This window comes from Geobacter sp. DSM 9736 (genome assembly GCF_900187405.1).
Classification (GTDB): Bacteria; Desulfobacterota; Desulfuromonadia; order Geobacterales; family Geobacteraceae; genus DSM-9736.
The window spans coordinates 454,293-476,909 of the sequence record NZ_LT896716.1 but is presented as its reverse complement, the minus strand read 5'-3'; the positions used below and the strand labels follow the sequence as shown (position 1 = coordinate 476,909).

The 22,617-nt window shown below is 54.1% G+C and carries 22 protein-coding genes; all 22 read right to left on the bottom strand.

The annotated features are described in order from the left end of the window. Positions 1 to 11: 11 nt before the first annotated feature. The 22 genes from CFB04_RS02165 to rfbH all read right to left on the bottom strand — a co-directional run bounded on the left by CFB04_RS02165 (position 12) and on the right by rfbH (position 22,583). Complete coding sequence (locus CFB04_RS02165) at positions 12 to 1,262, bottom strand: N-acetyl sugar amidotransferase (RefSeq protein ID WP_088533748.1); 1,251 nt, start codon at positions 1,260 to 1,262, stop codon at positions 12 to 14. Then, complete coding sequence (gene hisF, locus CFB04_RS02160) at positions 1,259 to 2,131, bottom strand: imidazole glycerol phosphate synthase subunit HisF (RefSeq protein ID WP_088533747.1); 873 nt, start codon at positions 2,129 to 2,131, stop codon at positions 1,259 to 1,261. Before hisF ends, CFB04_RS02165 begins: the two co-directional genes overlap by 4 nt. Further along, entirely contained in the window at positions 2,125 to 2,757 is a 633-nt protein-coding gene (hisH, locus tag CFB04_RS02155; protein WP_088533746.1) for an imidazole glycerol phosphate synthase subunit HisH, read from the bottom strand. Before hisH ends, hisF begins: the two co-directional genes overlap by 7 nt. Beyond that, positions 2,747 to 3,880 (bottom strand): N-acetyl sugar amidotransferase, encoded by a 1,134-nt coding sequence (locus CFB04_RS02150; RefSeq protein ID WP_088533745.1) that lies wholly within the window; start codon positions 3,878 to 3,880, stop codon positions 2,747 to 2,749. The genes hisH and CFB04_RS02150 overlap by 11 nt, the downstream gene beginning before the upstream one ends. Before the next feature lie 4 nt (positions 3,881 to 3,884). Further along, positions 3,885 to 4,679 (bottom strand): cytidylyltransferase domain-containing protein, encoded by a 795-nt coding sequence (locus tag CFB04_RS02145; protein ID WP_088533744.1) that lies wholly within the window; start codon positions 4,677 to 4,679, stop codon positions 3,885 to 3,887. Between the two features lie 17 nt (positions 4,680 to 4,696). Then, positions 4,697 to 5,488: an SDR family oxidoreductase gene (locus CFB04_RS02140; protein ID WP_231934339.1), complete on the bottom strand. Its 792-nt coding sequence runs from the start codon at positions 5,486 to 5,488 to the stop codon at positions 4,697 to 4,699. Between the two features lie 2 nt (positions 5,489 to 5,490). Next, positions 5,491 to 6,519: an N-acetylneuraminate synthase family protein gene (locus CFB04_RS02135; RefSeq protein WP_088533742.1), complete on the bottom strand. Its 1,029-nt coding sequence runs from the start codon at positions 6,517 to 6,519 to the stop codon at positions 5,491 to 5,493. Positions 6,520 to 6,663: 144 nt separating this feature from the next. Next, positions 6,664 to 7,722: a sugar phosphate nucleotidyltransferase gene (locus CFB04_RS02130; protein ID WP_197692550.1), complete on the bottom strand. Its 1,059-nt coding sequence runs from the start codon at positions 7,720 to 7,722 to the stop codon at positions 6,664 to 6,666. 8 nt (positions 7,723 to 7,730) lie between these two features. Beyond that, a complete protein-coding gene (locus CFB04_RS02125) occupies positions 7,731 to 8,783 on the bottom strand; it encodes an N-acetylneuraminate synthase family protein (RefSeq protein ID WP_088533740.1) in 1,053 nt (350 codons plus the stop codon). Then, the gene (locus CFB04_RS02120) at positions 8,770 to 9,684 is read right to left on the bottom strand and encodes a hypothetical protein (protein WP_088533739.1); all 915 of its coding nucleotides are present in this window, start codon (positions 9,682 to 9,684) and stop codon (positions 8,770 to 8,772) included. Before CFB04_RS02120 ends, CFB04_RS02125 begins: the two co-directional genes overlap by 14 nt. Positions 9,685 to 9,690: 6 nt before the next feature. Continuing rightward, entirely contained in the window at positions 9,691 to 10,281 is a 591-nt protein-coding gene (locus CFB04_RS02115; RefSeq protein WP_088533738.1) for a NeuD/PglB/VioB family sugar acetyltransferase, read from the bottom strand. Between the two features lie 16 nt (positions 10,282 to 10,297). Further along, complete coding sequence (locus tag CFB04_RS02110) at positions 10,298 to 11,473, bottom strand: LegC family aminotransferase (RefSeq protein ID WP_088533737.1); 1,176 nt, start codon at positions 11,471 to 11,473, stop codon at positions 10,298 to 10,300. Further along, complete coding sequence (locus CFB04_RS02105; RefSeq protein WP_088533736.1) at positions 11,470 to 12,480, bottom strand: NAD-dependent 4,6-dehydratase LegB; 1,011 nt, start codon at positions 12,478 to 12,480, stop codon at positions 11,470 to 11,472. Before CFB04_RS02105 ends, CFB04_RS02110 begins: the two co-directional genes overlap by 4 nt. Before the next feature lie 393 nt (positions 12,481 to 12,873). Continuing rightward, positions 12,874 to 13,878 carry an NAD-dependent epimerase gene (locus CFB04_RS02100; RefSeq protein ID WP_088533735.1) on the bottom strand — a complete coding sequence of 335 codons (1,005 nt, stop codon included), beginning with the start codon at positions 13,876 to 13,878 and terminating at the stop codon, positions 12,874 to 12,876. 99 nt (positions 13,879 to 13,977) lie between these two features. Next, complete coding sequence (gene gmd / locus CFB04_RS02095; protein WP_088533734.1) at positions 13,978 to 15,030, bottom strand: GDP-mannose 4,6-dehydratase; 1,053 nt, start codon at positions 15,028 to 15,030, stop codon at positions 13,978 to 13,980. Positions 15,031 to 15,101: 71 nt separating this feature from the next. After that, positions 15,102 to 16,577 (bottom strand): bifunctional D-glycero-beta-D-manno-heptose-7-phosphate kinase/D-glycero-beta-D-manno-heptose 1-phosphate adenylyltransferase HldE, encoded by a 1,476-nt coding sequence (gene hldE, locus CFB04_RS02090; protein ID WP_088533733.1) that lies wholly within the window; start codon positions 16,575 to 16,577, stop codon positions 15,102 to 15,104. A 20-nt stretch (positions 16,578 to 16,597) separates the two neighbouring features. Continuing rightward, on the bottom strand, positions 16,598 to 17,650 hold the full coding sequence (gene waaC, locus CFB04_RS02085; protein ID WP_088533732.1) for a lipopolysaccharide heptosyltransferase I: 1,053 nt from the start codon (positions 17,648 to 17,650) through the stop codon (positions 16,598 to 16,600). A 7-nt stretch (positions 17,651 to 17,657) separates the two neighbouring features. Beyond that, positions 17,658 to 18,269 carry a DUF4254 domain-containing protein gene (locus CFB04_RS02080; RefSeq protein ID WP_088533731.1) on the bottom strand — a complete coding sequence of 204 codons (612 nt, stop codon included), beginning with the start codon at positions 18,267 to 18,269 and terminating at the stop codon, positions 17,658 to 17,660. Further along, entirely contained in the window at positions 18,269 to 19,318 is a 1,050-nt protein-coding gene (locus CFB04_RS02075; protein ID WP_231934337.1) for a glycosyltransferase family 9 protein, read from the bottom strand. The genes CFB04_RS02080 and CFB04_RS02075 overlap by 1 nt, the downstream gene beginning before the upstream one ends. Then, a complete protein-coding gene (locus CFB04_RS02070; protein WP_088533729.1) occupies positions 19,278 to 20,327 on the bottom strand; it encodes a GDP-mannose 4,6-dehydratase in 1,050 nt (349 codons plus the stop codon). The genes CFB04_RS02075 and CFB04_RS02070 overlap by 41 nt, the downstream gene beginning before the upstream one ends. Positions 20,328 to 20,358: 31 nt before the next feature. Beyond that, positions 20,359 to 21,237, bottom strand: a complete 879-nt coding sequence (locus CFB04_RS02065) for an NAD(P)-dependent oxidoreductase (RefSeq protein ID WP_088533728.1) — start codon at positions 21,235 to 21,237, stop codon at positions 20,359 to 20,361. After that, on the bottom strand, positions 21,234 to 22,583 hold the full coding sequence (rfbH, locus tag CFB04_RS02060) for a lipopolysaccharide biosynthesis protein RfbH (RefSeq protein ID WP_088533727.1): 1,350 nt from the start codon (positions 22,581 to 22,583) through the stop codon (positions 21,234 to 21,236). The genes CFB04_RS02065 and rfbH overlap by 4 nt, the downstream gene beginning before the upstream one ends. Between the last annotated feature and the right edge of the window lie 34 nt (positions 22,584 to 22,617).

Genomic DNA, 22,617 nt, shown 5'->3' with positions numbered 1-22,617 from the left:
ACCATGGCAGGTCAATCAACATAGCCCTTACCGACTAGGACATATCGGTCTTCTTTATGAGCGGGGTTCCTGCTCGGGGTTAGGACGAACTCGCAAGCTCCTTTCTTTTCAAGCGCTACTGCATCAAAGGAATCATCAATCAGAGATTGATCGAAAGCAGCTTTACGTTGCCAATTCCAATCGCCGTCCCGTTCCCAGACCTGGGAGCTGCGGTGCTGGTCGATGATGAAATTGAAGCCGCGCTCCGACATCCCGATCCACTCCAGGAACTTTGCCAAGTGTTGTGGCTTTCGGTAAAGATATTGCTGTATCAGCTCCGCCCCTTGGTTTGCGGTGAGCCTTTTCAATCGTATCTCCCGGGCCACATGGTCGTTCACCTTCCCGTAACCCCATTTCAGGAACTTGATGTAATCGTGCAAATCAGAATAGTTAAAGCAATCAATATCGTTGTAGCGGTCGAAAGTCCTTGTCTGGTCGGCCGTCTCGTAGCCATAGAGCCGTATCATCTCTTCATGCTGCTGTTTGCTGTCCCAGCGAATGTAGTTGTTCAGGTAGATACCACGCACCCCGACGCTTTCCAACTCCTTATCATCCGGGTAGAAAAACGGGGCCAGGTCTTGCTCGCCGAGGAAGTCAAAGTCGTCCACCAGGTCCTCCGCCTCAAGCCCCATCAGGTCGTGCTCTTTGCGGTACTTGCGGGTCATCTCTACTTCGTCCAGATGTGAGAACATTCCGACCTGGTCTACCCCTTGGTGCGCACCCCAGACAATCAGAGGGATCTTGAATTTAGCCGCCATCTGGACCGGATAGACAGTTTGTCCGGCGATGCAGTGCCAATAGATGCTCCCCCTCTTCCTCAGGGTCGCACGGGTTACCTTCTTCACCGTTTCCGGTGAGACTGTCATTTGATAGAAGTCACAGTCGAAGCTGGTCCTCAGGTAGGCGAGGTTCCTGATGCCGATCTCTGTGTTGTACTGCTTGTTGTACGAGACCAGCAGCGGGTTCATTTTGAAGACGTTCTTCACCGTGTGCACGATGAAGTAGGAGTCCTTTGCGCCGCTCACCGGTATGATGCAGTCGTAGTTGGCGCCCGATCGGTTGCGGTACTCGTCGAAGATGCGGGCCAGCTTTCGGGCCCGCTCGTTCCAGTCCAGGATGTCCTTCTCCTCGTGCACTCGACACCCGGAGCAGACCCCCTCGTTATCGAAAGTAAGGTACAGTGGGTGATTGGAGGGGTAGAGACAGCGCTTGCAGTAGTTCATATCACTTCCTTCTGGATCCTTTCGAACAGCAGGTCACGAAGGTACTCATCGGCCAGCTTCCTTAGCCTGAAGTCGCCGTCGAAGTCGGCCTTGGCGTAGCTGGCATGCGTGTTGAGCCTGATGGCGTCGTGGGACCTGGTAAGGGCCGCCTTGGTGGTTATGACGCTGTGTTCGAAGAAGTGAAAGAAATTGGCCGCAGAGGCCGCGCTGGCGCCGGTCTTGGAGAAGACTTCGTGGATGTCGCCTGCGTTTCCCGCACCGCCGCTTGCGATCACCGGAATCTCGACTCCGCTGGCGATCGTGTCAACAAGCTTCAGGTCATAGCCCGCCTTGCTCCCGTCTCGCTCCACGGAGGTGAGGTAGATCTCGCCGGCACCCCGTTTCTGCACCTCCTTCGCCCACTCTAGCGGCCGCAGGTCGGTCACCACCCCGCGCGACGCATCGTAGACGAAATAGTCGCTTTCGCAATTTCCCGCCACGTCGATAGAGACCACGATGCATTGGCTCCCGAAGATGTCGGCTGCCTCAGTGATGAACTCTGGGGAGCCAAGGCAATGGGAGTTGATGCAGATCTTGTCGGCACCTAAGTTAAGCAGCGAGCGGATGTCCTCAATGCAGTCGATGCCGCCGCCGACGGTAAGCGGGACGAAGCAGGAACGGGTGATGCCGTTCACGAAGCGGTAGTCCTTGCGCCCCCTGTCCTTACTAGCCGTGATGTCGACCACAACGATCTCGTCAACTCCCCAGGAGTTCAGGAATTCGATGGCTATTTCCGGCTTCCCTACCGGAAGATACTTGCGGAAGTTGATGCTCTGCACTACGATCCCCTCACGAACGATGAGGGTCGCAATGATCCGTTTCTTTAGCAAGGCTTCACCCCGAAATAATTGAAGAAGTTTCTGAAAAGCTTCAGGCCGTTGTTCTGGCTCTTCTCCGGATGGAACTGTACGCCGACCACGTTGCCGCTGGTGACTATGGCGGGAAGCTGGCTGCCGTAGTCGCAGTAGGCGGCAACAGCGGCTTTCTTGGCATGGGCGTAATAGCTGTGGTCAAAGTAGAAGTGGGGTTCCTCCTCGAGGTTCCTGAGGAGGAAGTGCTCTTCCCGGGCCGTGACCGTGTTCCATCCCACATGCGGAACCTTAAGATCCTGCCCAGCGGGTATCTCCACCACGTCGAAGTCGATCCAGCCAAGGCCGCGGTAGCCGGGGGACTCCTGCGAGCAGTTCCCAAGTATCTGCATGCCAAGGCAGATTCCAAGAAGTGGCTTCTCCCTTTCCACCACCTCGCGATTCAGCACCTCGACGAGGTTATAGCGCTCCAAGTTCACGGCCGCCTCACTATAGGCCCCCACCCCCGGGAGAACGAAGGCATCGGACTGCGCGATCACCTCAGGTTCCCTCGAGACCACATTGCGGTACCCGAGGAACTTCAGGGCGTGGGCCACCGAGTGCACGTTCCCTACCCCATAGTCAATTATCACAATCTTATTGCGCATGGGTACCACCGATCGGATATCTGAGCTTCCACTCCCCCCGGGCATCCCGTTGGAATATCTCCTCATTGGTGAAAGAATCTACCACGCGGTGGAACTCCTCGACCGAAATCTCGAGGTATCTGCAGTAATCTGCGATAATCTTTTCAGATATTTTACCGTCGTAACGGGTAACCAGGTTGATCCCCTCCTCCCTGGTCATCCGGCCAAACCTGATCTCCTCGTTGACGAACTCGGTAACACGCCCGAAGCCGAACTTCCTGTACTTGATCATCTGATTCATGTTCATCCAGTCTTCGTCCAGAGCGTCCACTCCCATGATGTCCCCCATATCCTCCGGGCGGTCGTCGCGGATGTCGAGGCCATGCAGGCAGGAAAAGGAGCCGTTGTCCTTCTTGGACCAGATCTTCCAGAAATAGCCGAGGTAGATGATGCGCAGTTTGGCCCGCTCCATGTCTTCGTCGGAGGGGTAGCTGTAGCAGAGCAGGTCCCTGAGCTTTATGTTGTCCGAGAACATCCAGGAGGGATCCCCCCCCGCCAGAGTGTTTCCGTGCTTCATCTGGTTCCCCTCATAGTCCAAGGAGTTGGTCCCGAGTTCCCCCAGTGTGAGCGCCGGGTTCTCCCCCCAAAAAATTAGGGGAATCTGGTATGCGGTGGCGAGCCTTGGCACCGTGCTGAAAAGTGCGAGTTCCGTCGATTTCTGCCAATTGCCATATTTGAAGAAGCCGTGCCTCATGTTCTCGCGCCAGATCCCAGGGGCGGGGCCGATGGTCACGGTATCGAAGCCGTGCTTGATCATGTTCTCGACGTTGTACGCGCCGCGGTGAGTGATCTGCTCCGGGGGGAAAATGCAGGAAACCAGCAGGGGCTTCAGCTTCAGTACATGCTTCACATAAAGCGCTTGGCGTGTGCTATCCTTCCCCCCACTCACCCCTATGATGCAATCATAACCCGAAGAGTTGTGCGCCCTGCCGAACTCGCAGATCTCCTTGAGGATGCTTTGGCGGCTGGCCCAATCAACATCGACGAGGGTGGCGGCGTAGAGGCACCCCGGGCAGACGCCTTCCTCGTTGAACTTTATGTTCGGGCGGGTGTTAGGCTGCAGGCATTTCTTACAGTAAATCACTTCTTCACCTCGGAAGCGGCGAAGTGATGGTGGTCGCGCGGTGTATGGCGTCCATCAGGCCGTCGTAGATGTTCTTGTATTTGGGGATCAAGTGCGAGTTGAGCTCAGCGATCGCCGGGTGGCGCTGCAGCACGAGCAGAACGTTCTTAAGGCTGAAAGACAGACGATACTCGCGTAGCTTTTTGAAGAGTGCCTCGAACATCCTCAGGTCCTCCTCGTAGTCGAGGGTCAGGCGGTACTGCGGGTAGCGGTACTGTGCCGGTACCGGGACAGTGTTCAGCGAGAACACTTCAGGATTGTTCGTGAAGTAGTAAAGCATGTACTCACTGTAGTTGAAGTCGAGCGGGTAGCGAGTCAGCCGGTCCAGCGCCTGGAAGGAGAATACCTGCGGGAAGGACCCTATCGGTGTCGCATCCGGCTCTATCGAGGTATAATCTACCCCCGCGGCCAAATGGTTTTCCACCAGAAGGTCCACCGCGTCCACGCTCACGATCGGGCAGTCGCCGGCGATGCGGACGATGACGTCGCCGCCATGGCACAGCGCCGCGCCGTGGAACCTCTTGATTACGTCCTCGACGTCGCCGCGGTACACTGCGACTCCCTTGTCGACCGCGAAGGCCTCCAAAGCGTCGTCATCTTTTTCCCGGGTGGTGCAGATGACGATGTCGTCCAGGTACCTTGACTCCCTGAGGTTTTCCACGACGTGCCCAATGACCGGAGTGCCGTCCACCGGAAGAAGCGCCTTACCCGGAAGCCGTTCGGATTTCATTCTTACCTGTATCAGCGCGGTTATTTTCATTTCAACTGCTTCCTATCTCAGAAGATGAACTTCTGCAACCCGCCATCAACTTGAATCGTTGTCCCCGTGATACCCAGGGCAAGATTCGAGCATAGGTACAGGGCGAGGTTCGCGAGTTCCTCCGGAGCATTGAACCTCTGGAGAGGCAGTCCCTCCACAATCTTTTGCTCCACCTCTTGAATGCTAATCCCCTGACTGTTCGCCTGCTCAGTCATGAGCTGAATGGCCCGATCTGTCCTGAACGCGGCGGGGCAGATGGTGTTGATGGTGACGTTATCCTTGATTAGGTCCCTCGACAGAGTCTTTGCCAGGCTTACCAGCCCGGTGCGGAACACGTTGGAGAGAAGCAGGGTCTCGGAAGGCTCCTTCACAGTGGCCGACGCGATGTTGATGATCCTCCCCCACTTATTCTCCCTCATCTGCGGGATGACCAGCCGGTACAACTCCACCGCGTAGTAGAGGACCGAGCGGTAAGCAGCGTCCCAGTCTTCACGGGAGAGGTCACCAAACTTCCCCGGGCGGGGCCCTCCAGAATTCACGATGAGCACGTCGACTCTGCCAAATTCCTCCAGTGTCTGCGCTACTGTTCGGTTCACGTCCTCAAGGTTGGAGAGGTCGGCCTGTATCGGGAGTATCTTCGCACCGGACGCCGCCCTGATCTCAGCTGCCGCCGACTCAAGTATTTGCGGGCTCCTCGCACAGATGGCAACGTTAACCCCTTCCCGTGCAAGCTGCATGGCGCAGGCTTTGCCGAGCCCTTTGCTCCCCCCGCCAACCAGCGCGCATCTCCCCTTGAGTCCCAGTTCCACTGTCATTCCTCCTTAAAATCCGCAAAATAAACCTGTTCGTCCTCCTCGACGTCCCGCAAAAGCACTTTACCTATCATCTCCGTGAATCTCGGGGGCTCTACTCCGCTACCCGGTCTCTTGAACACAAGATCATTGGCACCGATCACGCTCCCAGCTGCAAGAGGCTTTGCGGAGACAATGCTCCTCCTCATCTTCCCGCGATCCAATTCCTCCCCATCGGCAAGCCTCTTCTCAGTCCGCTTCACACTCACGCGCATTCCGCGGGCCCAGGCAACTGCATCCGCCATCTCTTCCGGCTCAAGGCAGACCTGCCAGTCCGGCCCGTGGTCTGCCCGTGACAAGGCCATGTGCTTGGTGACCACGTCGGCGCCGGCTGAGACGGCGGCAGCAGGCATCCAGGTGTAGGGGGTATGGTCGATGAAGCCGACCGGCACGTCATACCTCTCTTTTAGAGTGGTCACGAAGCCAATCGCCGTTTGGGCGGGTTGGACGCCGTTGCCGCTAGACATCATGGTGTGCTGGCCATGCAAAAGGGAGAAGCGAGATGCACCCCGCTGTAAAATTCGCCTCACCGCCCAGTCAATTTCCTGCTCCGTAGCCAGCAGTGTGCTCAGGAAGAATGGAATTCCGCTGGAAGCAACGGCGTCGATGATCAGCGGATTGTTGATGTCCGAAGCATTAATGTTGAACCCGGAACAGCCGGCTGCGACCAGCACCTCAACCAAACGGTGGCTCAGAGGTGCCACCAGACACTCTAATCCGCTCCCTTTCACATAGCGCACAAGCTCTGTAATCTGGGTGTCACTGAACTCGCACTTGAGGCAGAATTCGTGTCCGGGCGAGCCCGCGGTGTACAGATCACTTGCCACCACCATTTGGAACTCGATGGCATCAGCACCGGTGCCGGCAGCGACATCCACCATCTGGCGGGCCTTATCGAGGTTCCCGAGATTCGCCATCCCCTCCTCTATAGTGAAGAAGAGCGCTTCCCCTCCTACTTCCTGGTTCCCTATCTTAATCGTTTCAGCCACTTTCGCCCTCTGTTCGTTTCCTGGTTCTCTTCCATCCGCGGCAGAACTGCAACATCTTCGGTACTACCCGAGTATCTGCTTCGTGAAATTAGTAGCTTCGCTTGCAGTCTGATTTCTCGACATTTTTACGTATTGGGTCAGAGACTAAACTGTCAAAATGTTTATTGCTTTTTTATACTCTGCCCACTGACCGACATCCACATATGACTGTTCGGGAACCGGATAAACACCAACTTTTAAATTAAGGTCGAGAAGCTTCTTAATCAGGTCAGTAATGTCAAAAAAGGTATCCGTCGGAATGTATTGAAGTACTTCAGGGTTCAGGACGTACATACCCGTATTTATCAGATAGTCGAATTTGGGCTTTTCGTTTATCCGGCTTAATCCACCTACATCATTTAACTCGCAGACGCCATAAGGGATCACCATGTGCTGTATGGATGTCACTATAGTGAGCATGAAATCTTGAGACTGATGATACTCGAAGATTTTTGAGTAGTCACTTTTGATGATAATGTCGCAATTTGAGACGAAGAAAGGACCATTGAACTTCCCCTCGGCCAGCTTCAGTGCACCACACGTACCCCGGGGAGAATCCTCGTTGATGTAATGAATATTGTACCCATTCTCGATGTACTCAAAGTACGCCTTGATCATTTTTGCTTTATGACAAACTGAGATATGAAAATCTTTGATTCCGTATTTCGCATACTCATCCATAATAACTTCGAGCATCGTCCTGTCCCCGATGGGGATCAATGGTTTCGGGAGTATTTTCGTAAAGGGTTCCATTCTTGTCCCCTTACCACCCGCCATAATTACCACCTCAGACTGCAGTTTCTTATTCAGCGCCCCAATCTCGGGCTGTTGCAAGTCATTCTCAGAAAGAATCCCGATCAGTCTACCGTCCTGAATTACCGGTAAAAATGTGAAATTTCCACTTTTCAGCAGACAAATGGCTTCCTCTTGTGAGAACCCAGACTGCAAAGATCGGAAGTCCCGGTTGGTGATCTTGAGCACGTTGTCGTTAAGGTCCAAACCTTTCAAGACAGCTCTTCTAAAATCACCGTCAGTCAGGATACCAACGACAAGATCATCATCGTCAACTATGACAGCAAACCCAATTCCCGTCTCATTGATACTTTTCACAGCAGAACGGATGTCCAACTTGTGACTGATCTTAACCTTGCTGTATTCGCGCATACTCTGGCCTAAAGAAGATCGTTCCATTTCAATAATTCGTCAGCATTAATGCTTCGGTTCACCTTTCTGCCAACAACATAGCGGACCTCGTCCGGATGTATTCCCGTTCCTGGCCGCTTAAAGTCAAGATCCTCGTGCCCGATTACCTCGCCGGCTACTAGATTTTTTTTCAGAACGATGCTCCTGCGAAACTTGGACTTCTTCTGCTCCTCCGCCCCGGAAACAATTCTCTTATACGATCCAAGGGCATCGCAAATCTTATGCGACTCCACCACGATGCTCTTCATCTCTCCGGGGTCAGCAGAGATTTCATGGTCCCACCCCGGCAGGTCTTTATCCGTGGTGAAATGCTTCTCTATTACTTTGGCACCGAGCACGACTGACGCGAGTGGGATACTAACCCCTAGGGAATGGTCGGAAAAGCCGACTGGATATCCAAAGCTCTGCTGCAGCATTACTATGTTTCGCAGGTTGATGTCGTCATTAACTGGCGGATAGATGGAAATGCAATGCAGTAATACGATTTCGTTGTTGCCGGTAGTTTCAATTGTCTTTATTGCGTTGTCGATTTCAGCCATGGACGCCATCCCCGTAGACAGCACCACCGGCTTTCCCTTTCCTGCAATGTGTCTTAGTAACGCGTCGTTATTGATATCCATTGATGCTACCTTGATGAACGGCACGTCGATCCTGCACAACAGGTCGACCTCCTCAGGGGCAAAAGGGGAAGAGCAAAAGTCGACACCGATCTGATCGCAAAACTCCTTCAGTTCGAAATGCTGCTCTTCTCTCAAATAGTAACGCTCTACCATATCTCGCAGCGACCCGAAGTGCTTTTTGGGAGAGTCGTCATAGCTCTGATTGCAGTCATACTCCGCCTGGCAGATCAATGAGGATGGGGTCCACGACTGAAACTTGACTGCATCGCACCCGCAACCAGCCGCCGAGCGGATCATCTCCTTTGCCAGAGCAATGTCGCCATTGTGGTTCGAGCCGATCTCGGCGATCACATACGGGTATTTTCCGGTCAATACTTTCTGGTAAAAACTATTTGACGTCATGACACTCCAACCTATCCAGTGAAATTATTTCACTCCACCAGCCGTCGTTGATTCTGATGTAATCAGCATTCACCCTATCCAGGTACTGCCGGCACACAGACTGATCAGCTACCAGCATTTCCAACCGCGCAATTTCGTCCAACTTTTTGTGGAATCTCTCAGCGAGCGACACACGGCCACTTGATGTGCAGTAACAAACGAGGTTCCCGTAGTGCAGTTTCTTGACCTTCAACCCAAGCCTGAGCTTTTCTTCTGTAAGGCCTTCCTTCATCCCAATGGTGTTCGCGTCGTACTGCCGGTAAAAGGTTATGGCATCCCGCAGGAACCGGCCTCTGAGGCCATTAATCAGGGAAACTGTATAGATCCACCAGTCCACTGCTATCAAATCAGCAGGGATAGCAACTTCCGGGAGGCGCGCTAGGTTCACCGCGGAATTCGACAGACCAATAATGTTGCTATGCTCCACCTGGGCCGGATGTGTCAACTCTTCCGCTACCCCAATGGATGAGAAATACTCCGGCTTCTGGATCCCTCCCCCCTTGTCTACCAGCGAAACCTCGTTATAGACAAAATCGTAGGTGGAAAGCCATCGCACTGATTCCGCAACCCGGTTCGGCGAGAAATAATCGTCCGAATCCGCGAAGATCAGCTGAAGATACTTTTTTCGTGCGCAGCCGATCAGGTAGTCCCTGATTTCAGCCACGCTCATCTGGGTCTCGCTCTCAAGCCACACGGTTTGCGGGGGAAAGAGCGCCTTCACCCCTTGATCGACGCCATCATTGAATATGAGGAGGTCGAAGGCAGTGTAGGTCTGAGCTCTGAGAGAGTCGAGGAAGTCCTCGAGAAAAGACTCAACTCCAGGATAGATGACTCCGGCGACGGCTAAGGGATGCGTGACCATCTCTATTTAAATCCCCGTCACAAGGCTGTTCGCTTTCACAAAACTTTTCTCTGCAATGGTAATTCCTTGTTTGCTGACAGCACCGCTGCCATAGAATGTCCCAGTGCCTACCGTCACTCCGCCGTTCACCACCGAGGCGGTGGAAATATGACAGTGATTACCGATAACAGCATCATGCTCAATGAGTGCTTTGGTATTGATGATACAGTTGATCCCGACCTGCGCGCCCGCATTGATCACTGCCTGGTGCATGACAATCGTTCCCTCCCCCACAATGGCATGTCTTGAAACATGAGCCAATGGTGAAATAATCGCCGGCAACCGTGATCGGTACATCTTCAGCTGCTGGTAGAGGGATATTCTTCTCTCTGGGCTCCTTATCTGACCGAGTGTGATACAAAAATTCCGGACCTCTTTGGCCAAACCTCCAATGTCGGCGTCGGTACCCATCACCGGGTAACCGAGGATCTGCTGCCCCACATTTTCAGGAAGGTCAAGAATGCCTACGATCTCAAAATTCGCCTCAAGTTCGATGACGTCGATGCACGATTTGCAATGGCCGCCGCCGCCAACCAGTATTAGTGGCTCTCTCGTCATGGCCCCCTCCTATGACTTACCTTGCCACGTCTGTAAGGATAGCGCTGCTCGGAATGTTGATCAGCCGCCGCTCAAGACTTTGCGCTACCGGGGTTTCCATCCTCGGGCACTCCGTAAACATCGGCTGGTTCTGCATCAGAGTCCAACAGGGGCGAGTCATTATACCTCTGGCATTTGTCCTCTCAAGAATGATGTCACGCTGATCGGCAATACATTCGTCGAGTATAATCGCTTGCAACCAATAATTGCTCCGGGTGAACTCCGGCTCGGACATCAGCCTGACGCCCTCAAATCCTCTCAGCACTCCATGGTACGTTTCGAAAAGCTGGCGCTTTGCCGCCAGAAAGCGCGGGAGCTGCTCCAACTGCGCGCACCCCAGAGCTGCATTCAAATTTGGAAGGCGGTAGTTGAAACCTACCATGTCATGGTTGAACTTCCAGGGATGAGGAACCTTTGCCGTCGTTGTCAGGTGTTTCGCCAGTCGGCCCAACTCCTCGTCATTGGTGATCACAGCGCCACCGCCGCCGGTTGTTATTGTCTTGTTGCCATTGAAGCTCAGCGCAGCGAGACGGCCATGGTTGCCGGTATGCTTTCCCTTGTAGTACGACCCGATGGATTCAGCTGCATCTTCGACCAATTCCACACAAAAACGCTCACATACATCAACGAGCGCATCCAGATCGACGGGATGTCCAAAAGTGTGCATAGGTACAACTGCCCTGATCCTCCGCCCGGTCTTGCGGTTGTAACAGCTCCCAGCCTGCAGATCGACAATCTCCGCTAGGTACTGCTCCAACTTCACAGGATCAAGCCCCAGGGTCCTCTCGTTGCTATCTACAAAATGAGGAACTGCACCACAGTAGGAAACTGCGTTAGCCGTGGCAATAAAGGTCAGTGAAGGTATGAGCACCTCATCGCCAGGGAGGACACCTGCCAATAGCAGACAGACATGCAAGGCGGCGGTACCGTTCACAACCGCGATGGCACAGTTGGCACCGGTAAAAGAGGCAAGTTCCTCCTCAAAACGATCCACGAATTTGCCGACTGAAGAAACCCAGCCGGTATCAAGGCATTCCTTGACATAGTTCCACTCATTGCCGGTGAAACACGGTTCATGCAGACTGACCGCACCCACCGGCGGCAAAACGGTCCGAAGTGCCTCGACTAGCGGTTCGACAATCGATTTCCTCATATATTGTACCGGTCCGCCTTGTATCGTCTGAGATTCTCGGGTTTGCAGAACCAGTCCACAGTTTCGGTTAACCCCCGCCTAAGCCCGGACAACCCAGCATACGATGGCTGCCAGCCGGTTACCTCCAGCGCTTTCCGATTATCGGCCCAGAGCCTCTCAACCTCACTCCTCTCTGGGCGAAGCCTCACGTCGTCGGTCTCTATCTCTATGCTGACATCCATTATATCCGCAATCGTCCGGACGGTATCGCCGATGGAAACCTCGAAGTTGCTCCCCACGTTGATCACCTCGCCCACGGACCGGTCCGATTCCGCAATGGCGATGAATCCTTCCACCGTATCGTTGATGTAATTGAAATCCCGTGTCGGGTGAAGGGACCCGAGCTTGATCTTTCTGCTCCCGCTGGCGATCTGAGAAATTATGGTCGGAATAACCGCACGTGCCGACTGCCGGGGACCATAAGTATTGAAGGGACGAATGATCGACACTGGCGTCCCAAAGGATGTATGGAATGACATGGCAATGTGGTCCGCGCCGATCTTTGACGCAGAGTACGGTGACTGCCCCTGCAAGGGGTGTTCTTCCGTTATCGGTACGAACCGAGCGGTTCCATAAACTTCGCTGGTTGAAGTATGTACAACCTTCTCCACCCCGAGTTCACGGGCGGCCTGAATGACATTCAATGTGCCTTTGACGTTAGTGTCCACGTAGGTATCAGGAGAATGGTAGGAGTAGGGAATGGCTATCAGCGCAGCCAAGTGCAGCACCACATCACAGCCTTTCATGGCTTCCTTTATCCCGTGAGGATCACGAATGTCCCCCGAAAAAACGTCCAGGCTCTTTCTGATCTCCACCTCTGAGTGATCCAACCATCCCCAAGAGTTGAAAGAGTTGTAGAGAACAAAAGCACGGACATCGCAACCCCGCCTTACAAGTTCCTCGATAAGATGAGACCCGATGAAACCATCTGCACCGGTGACTAGAATTTTTCTGTTTTTAAGTTCCATGGCTGGCTTTCTATTGGGAAATCGCCCGAAAACGTCCACCTGATTCTTACAGGCGCCAAAGACGCATTTCTTTGAGTCTCACGTGTTCCGGATCGAATATACCTTTGACATCCGCGAAGACCGAATTCTTTTTAGCAGCTTTACACAGGAATCCAATGTCATTTCGCGATAAAAATTGTGGGCTACAGCAATGATCAGAGCAGAGATGTTGGTGGCACGTAGATCTTCGGGACCCACCTCTCCCGTTCGATCGTGCCCCTGCTGAAGTTCAGCTATGCGTGCTTCATTGATGTCGAACCCGAATGGTTTCTTTTTCTTTACCGAAAGCAACAGCAACCGCAAGGCCTATGACCGAAACCTTCCTCTGGTGCTCTTCCAACGGATGGCTCTCCTTCAGCAATTGAAATACCGGCGATACCACTCGACGAACTTCCCGACGCCTTGTTCGATGGACGTCGCCGGCTTGAACCCGACATCCTTCATCAGGTCATCGACATCTGCATAAGTAGCCGGCATGTCACCTGCCTGGATAGGAAGGAAATTCTTCTCCGCCTTCTTCCCGAGACACTCCTCCAGCACCTCGATAAAATGCAACAGTTCCACCGGATTGTTGTTACCAATGTTGTAGATACGGTAAGGAGCGCGGCTCGTGCTGGGATCGGGGGTGTCACCACTCCAGGCAAGGTTCGGCTTGGGCGTGTTGTACATCGCACGGTGCACACCCTCGACGATGTCGTCGATGTAGGTAAAATCCCGCTGCATTTTGCCGTTATCGAAGACGTCGATCGATTTTCCCTCAAGAATGGCTTTCGTAAAGAGGAAGAGTGCCATGTCTGGCCGCCCCCATGGTCCGTAGACAGTGAAAAACCGCAGGCCCGTAGTTGGCAGCCCGTAGAGATGGGAGTACGTGTGCGCCATCAGCTCGTTGGCTTTCTTGGTTGCGGCATATAGAGAAACGGGATGGTCCACATTATGACGAACTGAGAAGGGCATCTTGGTGTTGGCACCATAGACGGAGCTGGAAGAGGCGTAAACCAGGTGCCGGACACCATTATGCCGGCACCCCTCGAGGACGTTGATGAATCCGGAAATGTTACTGTCGATATATAAGTAGGGATTTTGAAGGGAATATCTGACGCCGGCCTGGGCAGCGAGATTTACAACTATGTCGAAACGGTTTTCCGCGAACAGGTCGGCGACCGCCTTCCTGTCCGCGAGATCACCTTTCACAAATGTGAAATGCTCATCGTCGAGCTGTTGCAGGCGGGCTAACTTCAGGTTGACGTCGTAGTAATCATTCAGATTATCAAAACCGACAACTTCTGCGCCTTGATCCAACAGTCTTCTGGTGAGGTGAAATCCGATAAAACCGGCTGCCCCGGTAACCAAGATGCTCATACCGCCTACGTCCTGCTTCCTTTCATGATGCAGCTGCCGAATCCTACAACATCACTTCCGGCAGTAAAAGCAAAAAATATCTCATTCTCCACCTCTATTTCAGCACCCGTTCGCCCGCTTTTCGCGCTCGGCGAGCTTCAGGTCGGAATCCACCATCATGTTGACCAGCCCGTCGAAATCGACCCGCGGCTCCCACTTTAGTTGTCGCCTTGCCTTCGCCGGGTCCCCGAGAAGCAGGTCCACCTCTGCGGGCCGGAAATACTTCGGATCTATCTCGATGACGATCTTGCCCGTTTTCGAATCGATCCCTTTCTCGTGCACGCCGCTCCCCTTCCATTCCAGCGGCATGTCGAGCCGTGCAAAAACTTTCTCTGCGAACTCCCGTACGGCATGGGTTTCGCCGGTGGCGACGACGTAATCATCCGGCTCCGTCTGCTGGAGCATGAGCCACATTGCCTCCACGTAGTCGCCGGCAAAACCCCAGTCGCGCTTGGCGTCCAGGTTTCCAAGATAGAGGCACTCCTGCAGCCCTAGCTTGATCCGTGCGGCAGCACGCGTGATCTTGCGGGTAACGAAGGTCTCGCCGCGCCGCGGCGACTCGTGATTGAAAAGTATTCCGTTGCAGGCGAAGAGATTGTAACTCTCACGATAGTTGACGGTGATGTAGTATGAGTACGCCTTTGCGCACGCATAGGGGGAGCGGGGATAGAAAGGGGTGGTTTCCTTCTGCGGAGTCTCAACGACTTTTCCGTAAAGCTCCGAGGAGGACGCCTGGTAAAACTTCGTGTTCAGCTCTGTCTCGCGGATCGCTTCGAGGATTCGCACGGCACCGAGTGCGTCAACTTCTCCGGTGTACTCCGGCACATCGAAGGAGACGCGCACATGACTTTGGGCACCGAGATTATAGATTTCGTTGGGGCGAACATCGCGCAGCACCTTGTTGATGGAGCTGGCGTCATTGAGGTCTCCGTAATGGAGAAAAAGGCGGACTCCCGTTTCATGGGGGTCCCGGTAGATATGATTGATCCTGCCGGTATTGAAAGAAGATGAACGGCGGATGATGCCGTGAACTTCGTACCCTTTTTTCTCGAGGAATTCGGCGAGGTAGGAGCCGTCCTGGCCGGTGATCCCGGTGATCAGCGCTTTCTTCATTAACCCTCCTTTCAGAATGACCCTCAAAAAATTTGAACTATATACGAGCTTCTTCCTCTTTTCAACCTGTTTTACTGCCCTTCTCCGTAACTGGTCAGAATCTTCTCGATGATGTTGGTTGTCGATTTACCATCCACAAATTCCACCAATTCCACGCGCCCTCCGCAAGATTCCACTACATCCCGGCCCACTACCGTATCCGGCGTGTAATCCCCCCCTTTCACGAGCACCATTGGTTTGAGTGTTTCAATGAGAGCAAGCGGCGTATCGTCGTCAAAGAATACCACGTAGTCGACACAGTTCAAGGCTGCGAGGAGATGGGCACGCTCTTCCTGCGGGATGAGTGGCCGCTTATCTCCCTTGAGCCGCCTGACAGAAGCATCACTGTTGAGGCCCAGGACGAGAAGGTCACCAAAAGAGCGCGCCTTCTGCAGGTATTTCACATGCCCCACGTGAAGGAGGTCGAAACAACCGTTGGTGAACACAACTTGCTTCCCCCGCCCTTTCTCCTTCTCGATCACCTCAACCAGGACGTCCAGGTTCTTGATCTTGGCGTCACTGTCGGCATGTCCGTGACCGATGAGGCCGATGACCTCGGAAGGCGTCACGGTGGAAGTCCCTACCTTGCCGACGGCAATACCAGCCGCCACATTGGCGACCCTAGCGGCATCCTCATAGCCTATACCGCAGGCGAGCGCGACCCCCATAACAGCTAGCACGGTATCGCCTGCACCCGTGACATCGTAAACTTCCCGGGCGAAGGTGGGAATGTGGGTCAGCCATCCTCCGCTCCCGAAGAGGGACATCCCCTGTTCGCTTCGGGTGATGAGGAGCGCATCCAGTTCGCACTCCCGAAGTATGCGTTCGGCAGCGCGACCCAGATCATCTTCGTTGGCGATCGGCATCCCGGCAGCCTGCTCTGCTTCCTTCCGATTCGGCGTAAGAATTGTCGCACCGCGGTATTTGCTGTAATCGCTCCCCTTCGGATCGATCACTACTGGAATGCCTCGTTTCCTGCCTGCCTCTACTGCCGCCTGAACTACCCTCTCGGTGAGGACCCCCTTGAGATAGTCGGACAGGAGAAGCACCTGGAACTCATCTGCATGACGCTCCACGTACTCGATAACCTGAGCCTCCAGTTCAGGGCGCAGCGGCTCCTTCGTTTCCCGGTCCATACGAACGATCTGCTGATTGGCCGCCACCACGCGGGTCTTCTTGCTGGTGGTGCGAAGAGGGTCTTCGAATACTCCGGCGACATCCACTCCCTTGCCCGTAAAGACATGCTGCAGGGTTGTGCCGTTCTCGTCCGCGCCTATGACGCTGCAGATCGAGACGCTGCACCCCAGCGCGGCCAGGTTGTTCACCACATTGCCCGCCCCCCCGAGGCGCAGATCCTCACGGATGATATCGACCACCTGAACAGGCGCTTCGGGAGAGATGCGTTCGGCTTTCCCCCACAGATACTCGTCGAGCATCAGATCGCCAATCACCAGTGCGCGAACATTTCGAGCCTTGGCAAAAAGCGATTCCGCGTCCTTACGTTGCATTACGGCCTCCAATGTTGTTTCTACGCGCAGTGATGGGAAAGCACCTTGTCGATACCGGCAGTAAGTGCCTCCACAGTTATGCTGTCCCTGCAAGCAGCATCCTTGTCGCAGGAAGTTTTAAAGCAGCCGGTGCAGGGAAGCTGAGCCTGTATCACGACATGCTGGCTGCCACGTGGACCGCTGCGCATGCCGTCACTGGCGCGATAGAACGAAACGGTCGGGGTGCCGACGGCAGCAGCGAGATGAACAGGACCGGTATCGCCGCCGACGACAACATCGACTTTCTTCAACAGAGCAGCAAAGCCTTTCAAAGAATAGCGGTCGACTACACGGGCACCACTTCCAATCGCGGATGCGATGTCCACAACCGCCCTGCGCTCATCCTCATTTCCCCATGAGAGTAGAATGCTCGAATGCGGATGCCGCCGGAGCAGATCCGCTCCCAGCTCTGCCCACCCCTCCTGCTTCCACAACTTCGTCTGCCACGTCGTCCCCTGGTGGAACAGGAAAACGAGCCCGTCGTCCAGCGTAGCCAGCAGCGCTTCCGCGGCAGCATCGTCCTCCGCGGAAGTCCAGATATCAGTTATGAGGGAGAACTCCCGGAAATCTTTGCCGAACGGAACGCTCACCAGCCGCAGATATTGATCGGTGATATGGCGATCAATCATACGCAACGGAACCTGACGTGTAGTAAACAGAAGGTTTACGCTCTCCTGAAGAGCATCCTTCTCGAACCCGATCCGGTGCTCCACTCCGCTCAGCCAGCAGACGAGACCGCTCTTCAGATTGCCCTGTATGTCGAAAACGAAATCGTACTGGTGCTCCCGCAATGACGCCTTGAGTTCGCCGATTTCCCGTCTCGTAGCGGAAGCGAAGGGCTTTTTCCTCCACACCTTCGTCCGCACAGTATAAAGCCGCCGCACGAGCGGATTGCCTTCCAGCACCTCCCGGAACGGCTCCTCGACTACCCAGTCTATTTCGATTCCGGGGGAGACCCTATGCAGGTAATCCAGCACAGGCAATGCGTGGATGATATCCCCCAGCGCGCTCATTTTAACGATCAGTATTTTCATTCTGCCGTTACTGCTTGTTCGATCTTCTATAGATCTCCGGATTGAGGGAAGGATCATTGTACATCTTGAACTGCCGGTAGAGCTTCATCTGCTTCTTACCCAGCCGGTATTCATCTATCAGGAGAGCAAGGGCTGTGGCGAGATCGGAACGCTGCTCCCGGAGGATCGCCAGCCGGGCGCGCGAACGCTCCCGATGCTCCTCCGAAACATCGTCCCGGAGAGTATCCTCCTCCATGTGGCAGACCTTTAGCGACAGTATGGAGATTCTGTCCACAATGCTGCCCGGGGTCTCGGAATTGATCGGAAGCCGGGGATTCATCTCGCCCTGGCTCAGCAGCCGGCTCAGTATGGCCTCATCCAGCTTCTCGATCAGGTCGTTGCGCTGCTGGTTATAACGGTCAATGTTGCGCTTCACCTGGGCGATTTCGCTATCGGCAACATCGGTCCTGCGAGCCTTGTCCTCCTCATGCCAGAGCATGAAATTTCGATAAGCCAGTTCGATGGCAATCGGATTGATCGCAACCACCACACCGTCGGAGCGCGAGGCATCCTTGTGCCAGCAAGCTATGCACTCATCGAAGGCCTCAGGCAGATCAACCAGTTCGAGTTCCTGCATCATTACACTGCTCTCCCTTGGACAGAACTGTTTTGCGACATCTCCGCGCAGGCATCAAAGGCCTCCTGAACGGAAATCATTTCCATGCACTCCCGGAACGCGGGATTCTTGCAGTCGAAGCTGTTGCAGGGGCAGCATTCCAGTTCTTCATGGATCAGAATGCGATGCCCCTCTCCCACCGGTCCGCTCCTTACCGGGCTGATGGGGCCATAGAGCGCCACGACCCTGGTCCCTACAGCTGCGGCTATGTGCATCGGCCCGGTATCACCGGTTACCAGAAGTTGAACCCGCTGGAGTACTGCTCCCAGTTCACCCAGAGAGCAGCCGGTAAGATCATGGCTTGATCGGGTCATCCGGTTCCGGATCTCATCCGCAAGCTTTTTTTCGTCCCTGCTGCCGAGAATAAGGATCTCCACCCCCAGCTCATCCACGAGCCTGTCCCCAAGCTCGGCGAAGCGCTCTATCGGCCAGCACTTGCATGCGTGGCTGGTGCCCGGATTAAAGGCTATCAACGGCTTCCCGGCAAGGCCTTCTGCTGCCAGAAAATCATCGGCGAACTCACTATCTTTCCCGGAAGGAAAAAAATCGAGGCGGTGGCTCGCCCGCTGCGCATCGATCCCGATTTTCATCAACGGGCTGAGGTGATCGGCAATGGCATGCACAACCGTTCCACGTGTTTTGTGATAGACGACGACGGTGCTTGGAAAGGCAGCCGAGGCCAACAGCCATCCCTTGATATTGCTGCGCTGGTAGTTGAGGACGAGATCGAAACGCCTGCTTCTTAACTGCCGCCACAGCGAGAGGAATCCGGAGAGGGACTTGTGGGCTCCCTTCTTGTCGAAGACGATTACCTCGTCCACGAGAGGATTACCTGAAAAAAGGGATGCGGTAACAGGCGAGCTCACGATAAAGCTGATCCTGCTCTCTGGATATCGATCCTTCAGCGCTCTCACTACCGGGGTCATGTGCAGAACATCGCCAATGGCACCGGGTTTGATGATAAGGATTGATTTAAACTCTGCAGCCATTTTCTTCACGACCGATGAACTCACTGGTCCAGTCCAGCATCCTCCGAATACCCGATCGAGCGGTGACGCCAGGCTTCCAGCCGATGCGCTGTTCTGCCTTCGATATATCCGCAACAAACACGCGCTGGTCGCTGCCTCGCGGAGGTAGTCGGGTGTAGTTCAAAGAGGCCCCGGTATTTTCCTCAAGAAGCTGGAACAATTCCAGTAGTGACAAGCTGTTTTCCATGCCGCCGCCAATATTGAACACTTCACCCCTTATGTCCCTATGCCGCTCAACAGCCGAAAAATACAGGGCGATCATGTCGTCGGCATGGAGAACATCCCGCACCTGCTTGCCGGTACCTGAAATTGTAAAAGGCTCTTTCAGGTGACCACGTCTAGTCTCCTCTGCCACCTGGCAGAACCACCCGATCCAGCCCTGGTCATAGGTGGCAAACTGCCGTCCGCCATACATGCTAGAGTGCCTGAATACTATTGTATTAAGGCCGAAGATACGGGCGTAATCGAGCATGTACTGGTCTGCAGCCCCCTTCGAGCAGCCATACGGAGAATGGAATTCCAGCGGGGTCGTTTCATCGAATCCCCTCGGTTTGTCTGAGCAGACAAATCGGGTTTCAGTCTCATTATACCTGTACTGCTCCAGATCTCCGTATACCTTGTTTGTCGAAGAATATATGACTGTTGCTTCAGAGGCATGCAGGCGAACTGCTTCCAGAAGATTATGCGTGCCCAGCACGTTAACTTCGAAGTCGAGACGGGGGTTGGCAATAGAGGTCGTCATGGCCACCTGTCCCGCCAGATGAAACACTGCCTCGGGCCTGAACTCCTGCACGAGCCGGTTTATGTCGTTTTCGATCCGGATGTCGCCATGCACAAATCTCATTTCTCCCTGATCCTTTAACCAAAGGAGGTTTTCAGCTGAACCTTTCCGGCAGAGTGAGTCGAAGACTACGAGTTCGTCGCCGCTGCGAAGTGCATGCGAAGCAAGATTGCTTCCGAGGAAGCCGCAGCCACCAGTAATCAATAGTTTCATTACTTATCTCCCAAGGCTCTCGAAGGAATCATCAGACGTGAGCCATTTCATACGATACTGTTGCCGCGACACCTTCCACAAGCGATACCCGTGGAAGCCACCCGAGAGCGGCAAGGCGCCTGATATCGGCACATGAATCCATCAGTTCGTTCTGCCTGTACGGCACTGCTCCGAATTTCAGCTCAGTTGTGGAGCCGGTAATCGCATAAACTGTTTGAACGAAATCCCTGACTGAAACTGAAACCCCGGATCCAAGGGGGTATTCCTGGTACGTTTCGTTACTCACCGGCAGTGCACCCAGGAGCACCAGATAAGCGGCGACCACGTCATCAATATAGACGAAATCCCGCTTCTGATCCCCCTTCGTCAGCTTCAGCTCCGAGATGTTCCTGATACAGCTCCTTATTACATGTGACGTGAATTTGGAGGGATCGTCCCCCGGTCCATAGAAATGCTCGAGCATGATGTTTACGAACCGGATTCTCTGAAGCTCCGAGAAATGCTGCCCCCATTCACTGAATTGCTTCTTACCCAGAGCATAGGCGCTTATGCTCCTGTCGAGGCACGTGTCGGTGTTGATAAAGTGAGGAACGCCCGATTCTATTGCGGCTTCCATAAGCCGTAACGGGAAAAGAAGGTTGGATTCAAGCACCTCCGAAGCGCTTTCTCCCTTACGCCCGTAGCAAGTTGCGCAATGAATCACTGCTTCGATGCTGCCAACTTCTCTAAACGGGAACTGTAGACCGCAGAGATCAATGTCGTAGGCCATGAGGGCAGGCAATAGATCACGGATCCGTCCAAGATCGGAAAAGCTCCGTTTTAGCACCACGGGGGTATGACCGCTTTTCAGCAGCGCCCTTACGAGACGGCTCCCCAAAAACCCCGTTGCTCCCGTTACAACAATCTTCATCTGCTGCAAAACTCCCGGATCTTCTCAATAACGAAGTCGCTCATCGAGTCCGTGAGACCCGGATATACGCCGACCCAGAATGAGTCATTCATTATCCGGTCCGTATTCAGCAGTTCTCCGGCGATTCGGAAACCCTCACCACTCTCCCTCATCTCGTCGAAACACGGATGCTTCGTCAGGTTCCCTGCGAAGAGCATCCTCGTCTGAACTCCTTTCGACTCAAGGTGAGCGACGATTCTGTCACGTGTAAAACCACAGCCTTCCCTGACCGTTAGCAGGAAACCGAACCACGACGGATCCGAACCCGCAGTCGGTTCAGGCAGAACAAATCGATCGCCCAGATTGGACAGCCCTTCACGATACTTGCGCCAGTTGCTTCTCCTTGCTTCAGAGAAGGCCGCCAGTTTACCTAGCTGAGCGCACCCTATCGCGGCCTGCATATCGGTAACTTTCAGGTTATAGCCGAAGTGGGAGTAAACATATTTGTGATCATAGCCGTATGGAAGTTCGCCAAATTGCTGCGTGAAGCGCTTGCCACAAGTATTGTCGCGTCCCGATGAGCACCAGCAGTCCCTGCCCCAATCACGAAAAGATTCCACCAGTCGCGCAAGAGTAGTATTGTCCGTATAAACTGCACCACCCTCTCCCATGGTCATGTGATGTGGGGGATAAAAGCTCGATGTGCCGAGGTCACCCATAGTCCCGGTATACCGCCACTCACCGCGGAAAAAGAAACGTGAGTCTAGAGCATCGCAGTTGTCTTCTATCAGCCAGAGAGAGTGCCGGTCGCAAAACTCCCGTACGGCGTGCAGATCAAACGGATTCCCGAGGGTGTGTGCAACCATCACCCCCTTTGTTTTCTCCGATAGTGCCTGCTCAAGCTGCGTGCAATCTATGTTGTAAGTCGGAAGTGTAACGTCGACAAAAACCGGGACAGCGCCGTATTGAATGATCGGGGCCACAGTGGTGGGGAACCCGGCAGCCACGGTTATAATCTCATCGCCGCGTTTCACTCTCCTGTCCCCGAGCCTGGGGGATGTCAGCGACATGAATGCCAGAAGATTGGCAGAAGATCCGGAATTGGTGAGGGAGCAGTGTTGAACTCCGAGGAAACTTCCGAGTTCCTTCTCAAACCTCTCAGCATACCTTCCGGTCGTCAGCCAGAACTCGAGAGAAGAATCTACAAGAGCCGCAATTTCCTGCTCATCGAACACCCGTCCGGCATACGGGATTCGGTCCCCCGGTGTGAACGGCTTTCGGCCCGCATGTTTAAACTGGTAATACTCTATAGCAGCGGCTATTGCTCGGTCGCGAAGCTCTTTTTCAGTTTCGGCTGTTATGTCCATCGGATACTCCTATGCATCGTAAGACAAGAAATTC

Bases quoted from the DNA above. Each gene is read 5' to 3' on its own strand.
- CFB04_RS02115 (WP_088533738.1), bottom strand. From the start codon at position 10,281: ATGACGAGAGAGCCACTAATACTGGTTGGCGGCGGCGGCCATTGCAAA.
- CFB04_RS02065 (WP_088533728.1), bottom strand. From the start codon at position 21,237: ATGAAGATTGTTGTAACGGGAGCAACGGGGTTTTTGGGGAGCCGTCTC.
- CFB04_RS02070 (WP_088533729.1), bottom strand. From the start codon at position 20,327: ATGAAACTATTGATTACTGGTGGCTGCGGCTTCCTCGGAAGCAATCTT.
- waaC (WP_088533732.1), bottom strand. From the start codon at position 17,650: ATGAAAATACTGATCGTTAAAATGAGCGCGCTGGGGGATATCATCCAC.
- CFB04_RS02105 (WP_088533736.1), bottom strand. From the start codon at position 12,480: ATGGAACTTAAAAACAGAAAAATTCTAGTCACCGGTGCAGATGGTTTC.
- CFB04_RS02165 (WP_088533748.1), bottom strand. From the start codon at position 1,262: ATGAACTACTGCAAGCGCTGTCTCTACCCCTCCAATCACCCACTGTAC.
- hldE (WP_088533733.1), bottom strand. From the start codon at position 16,577: ATGCAACGTAAGGACGCGGAATCGCTTTTTGCCAAGGCTCGAAATGTT.
- gmd (WP_088533734.1), bottom strand. From the start codon at position 15,030: ATGAAGAAAGCGCTGATCACCGGGATCACCGGCCAGGACGGCTCCTAC.
- CFB04_RS02145 (WP_088533744.1), bottom strand. From the start codon at position 4,679: ATGAAAATAACCGCGCTGATACAGGTAAGAATGAAATCCGAACGGCTT.
- hisH (WP_088533746.1), bottom strand. From the start codon at position 2,757: ATGCGCAATAAGATTGTGATAATTGACTATGGGGTAGGGAACGTGCAC.
- CFB04_RS02125 (WP_088533740.1), bottom strand. From the start codon at position 8,783: ATGACGTCAAATAGTTTTTACCAGAAAGTATTGACCGGAAAATACCCG.
- CFB04_RS02120 (WP_088533739.1), bottom strand. From the start codon at position 9,684: ATGGTCACGCATCCCTTAGCCGTCGCCGGAGTCATCTATCCTGGAGTT.
- CFB04_RS02100 (WP_088533735.1), bottom strand. From the start codon at position 13,878: ATGAGCATCTTGGTTACCGGGGCAGCCGGTTTTATCGGATTTCACCTC.
- CFB04_RS02130 (WP_197692550.1), bottom strand. From the start codon at position 7,722: ATGCGCGAATACAGCAAGGTTAAGATCAGTCACAAGTTGGACATCCGT.
- rfbH (WP_088533727.1), bottom strand. From the start codon at position 22,583: ATGGACATAACAGCCGAAACTGAAAAAGAGCTTCGCGACCGAGCAATA.
- CFB04_RS02110 (WP_088533737.1), bottom strand. From the start codon at position 11,473: ATGAGGAAATCGATTGTCGAACCGCTAGTCGAGGCACTTCGGACCGTT.
- CFB04_RS02080 (WP_088533731.1), bottom strand. From the start codon at position 18,269: ATGATGCAGGAACTCGAACTGGTTGATCTGCCTGAGGCCTTCGATGAG.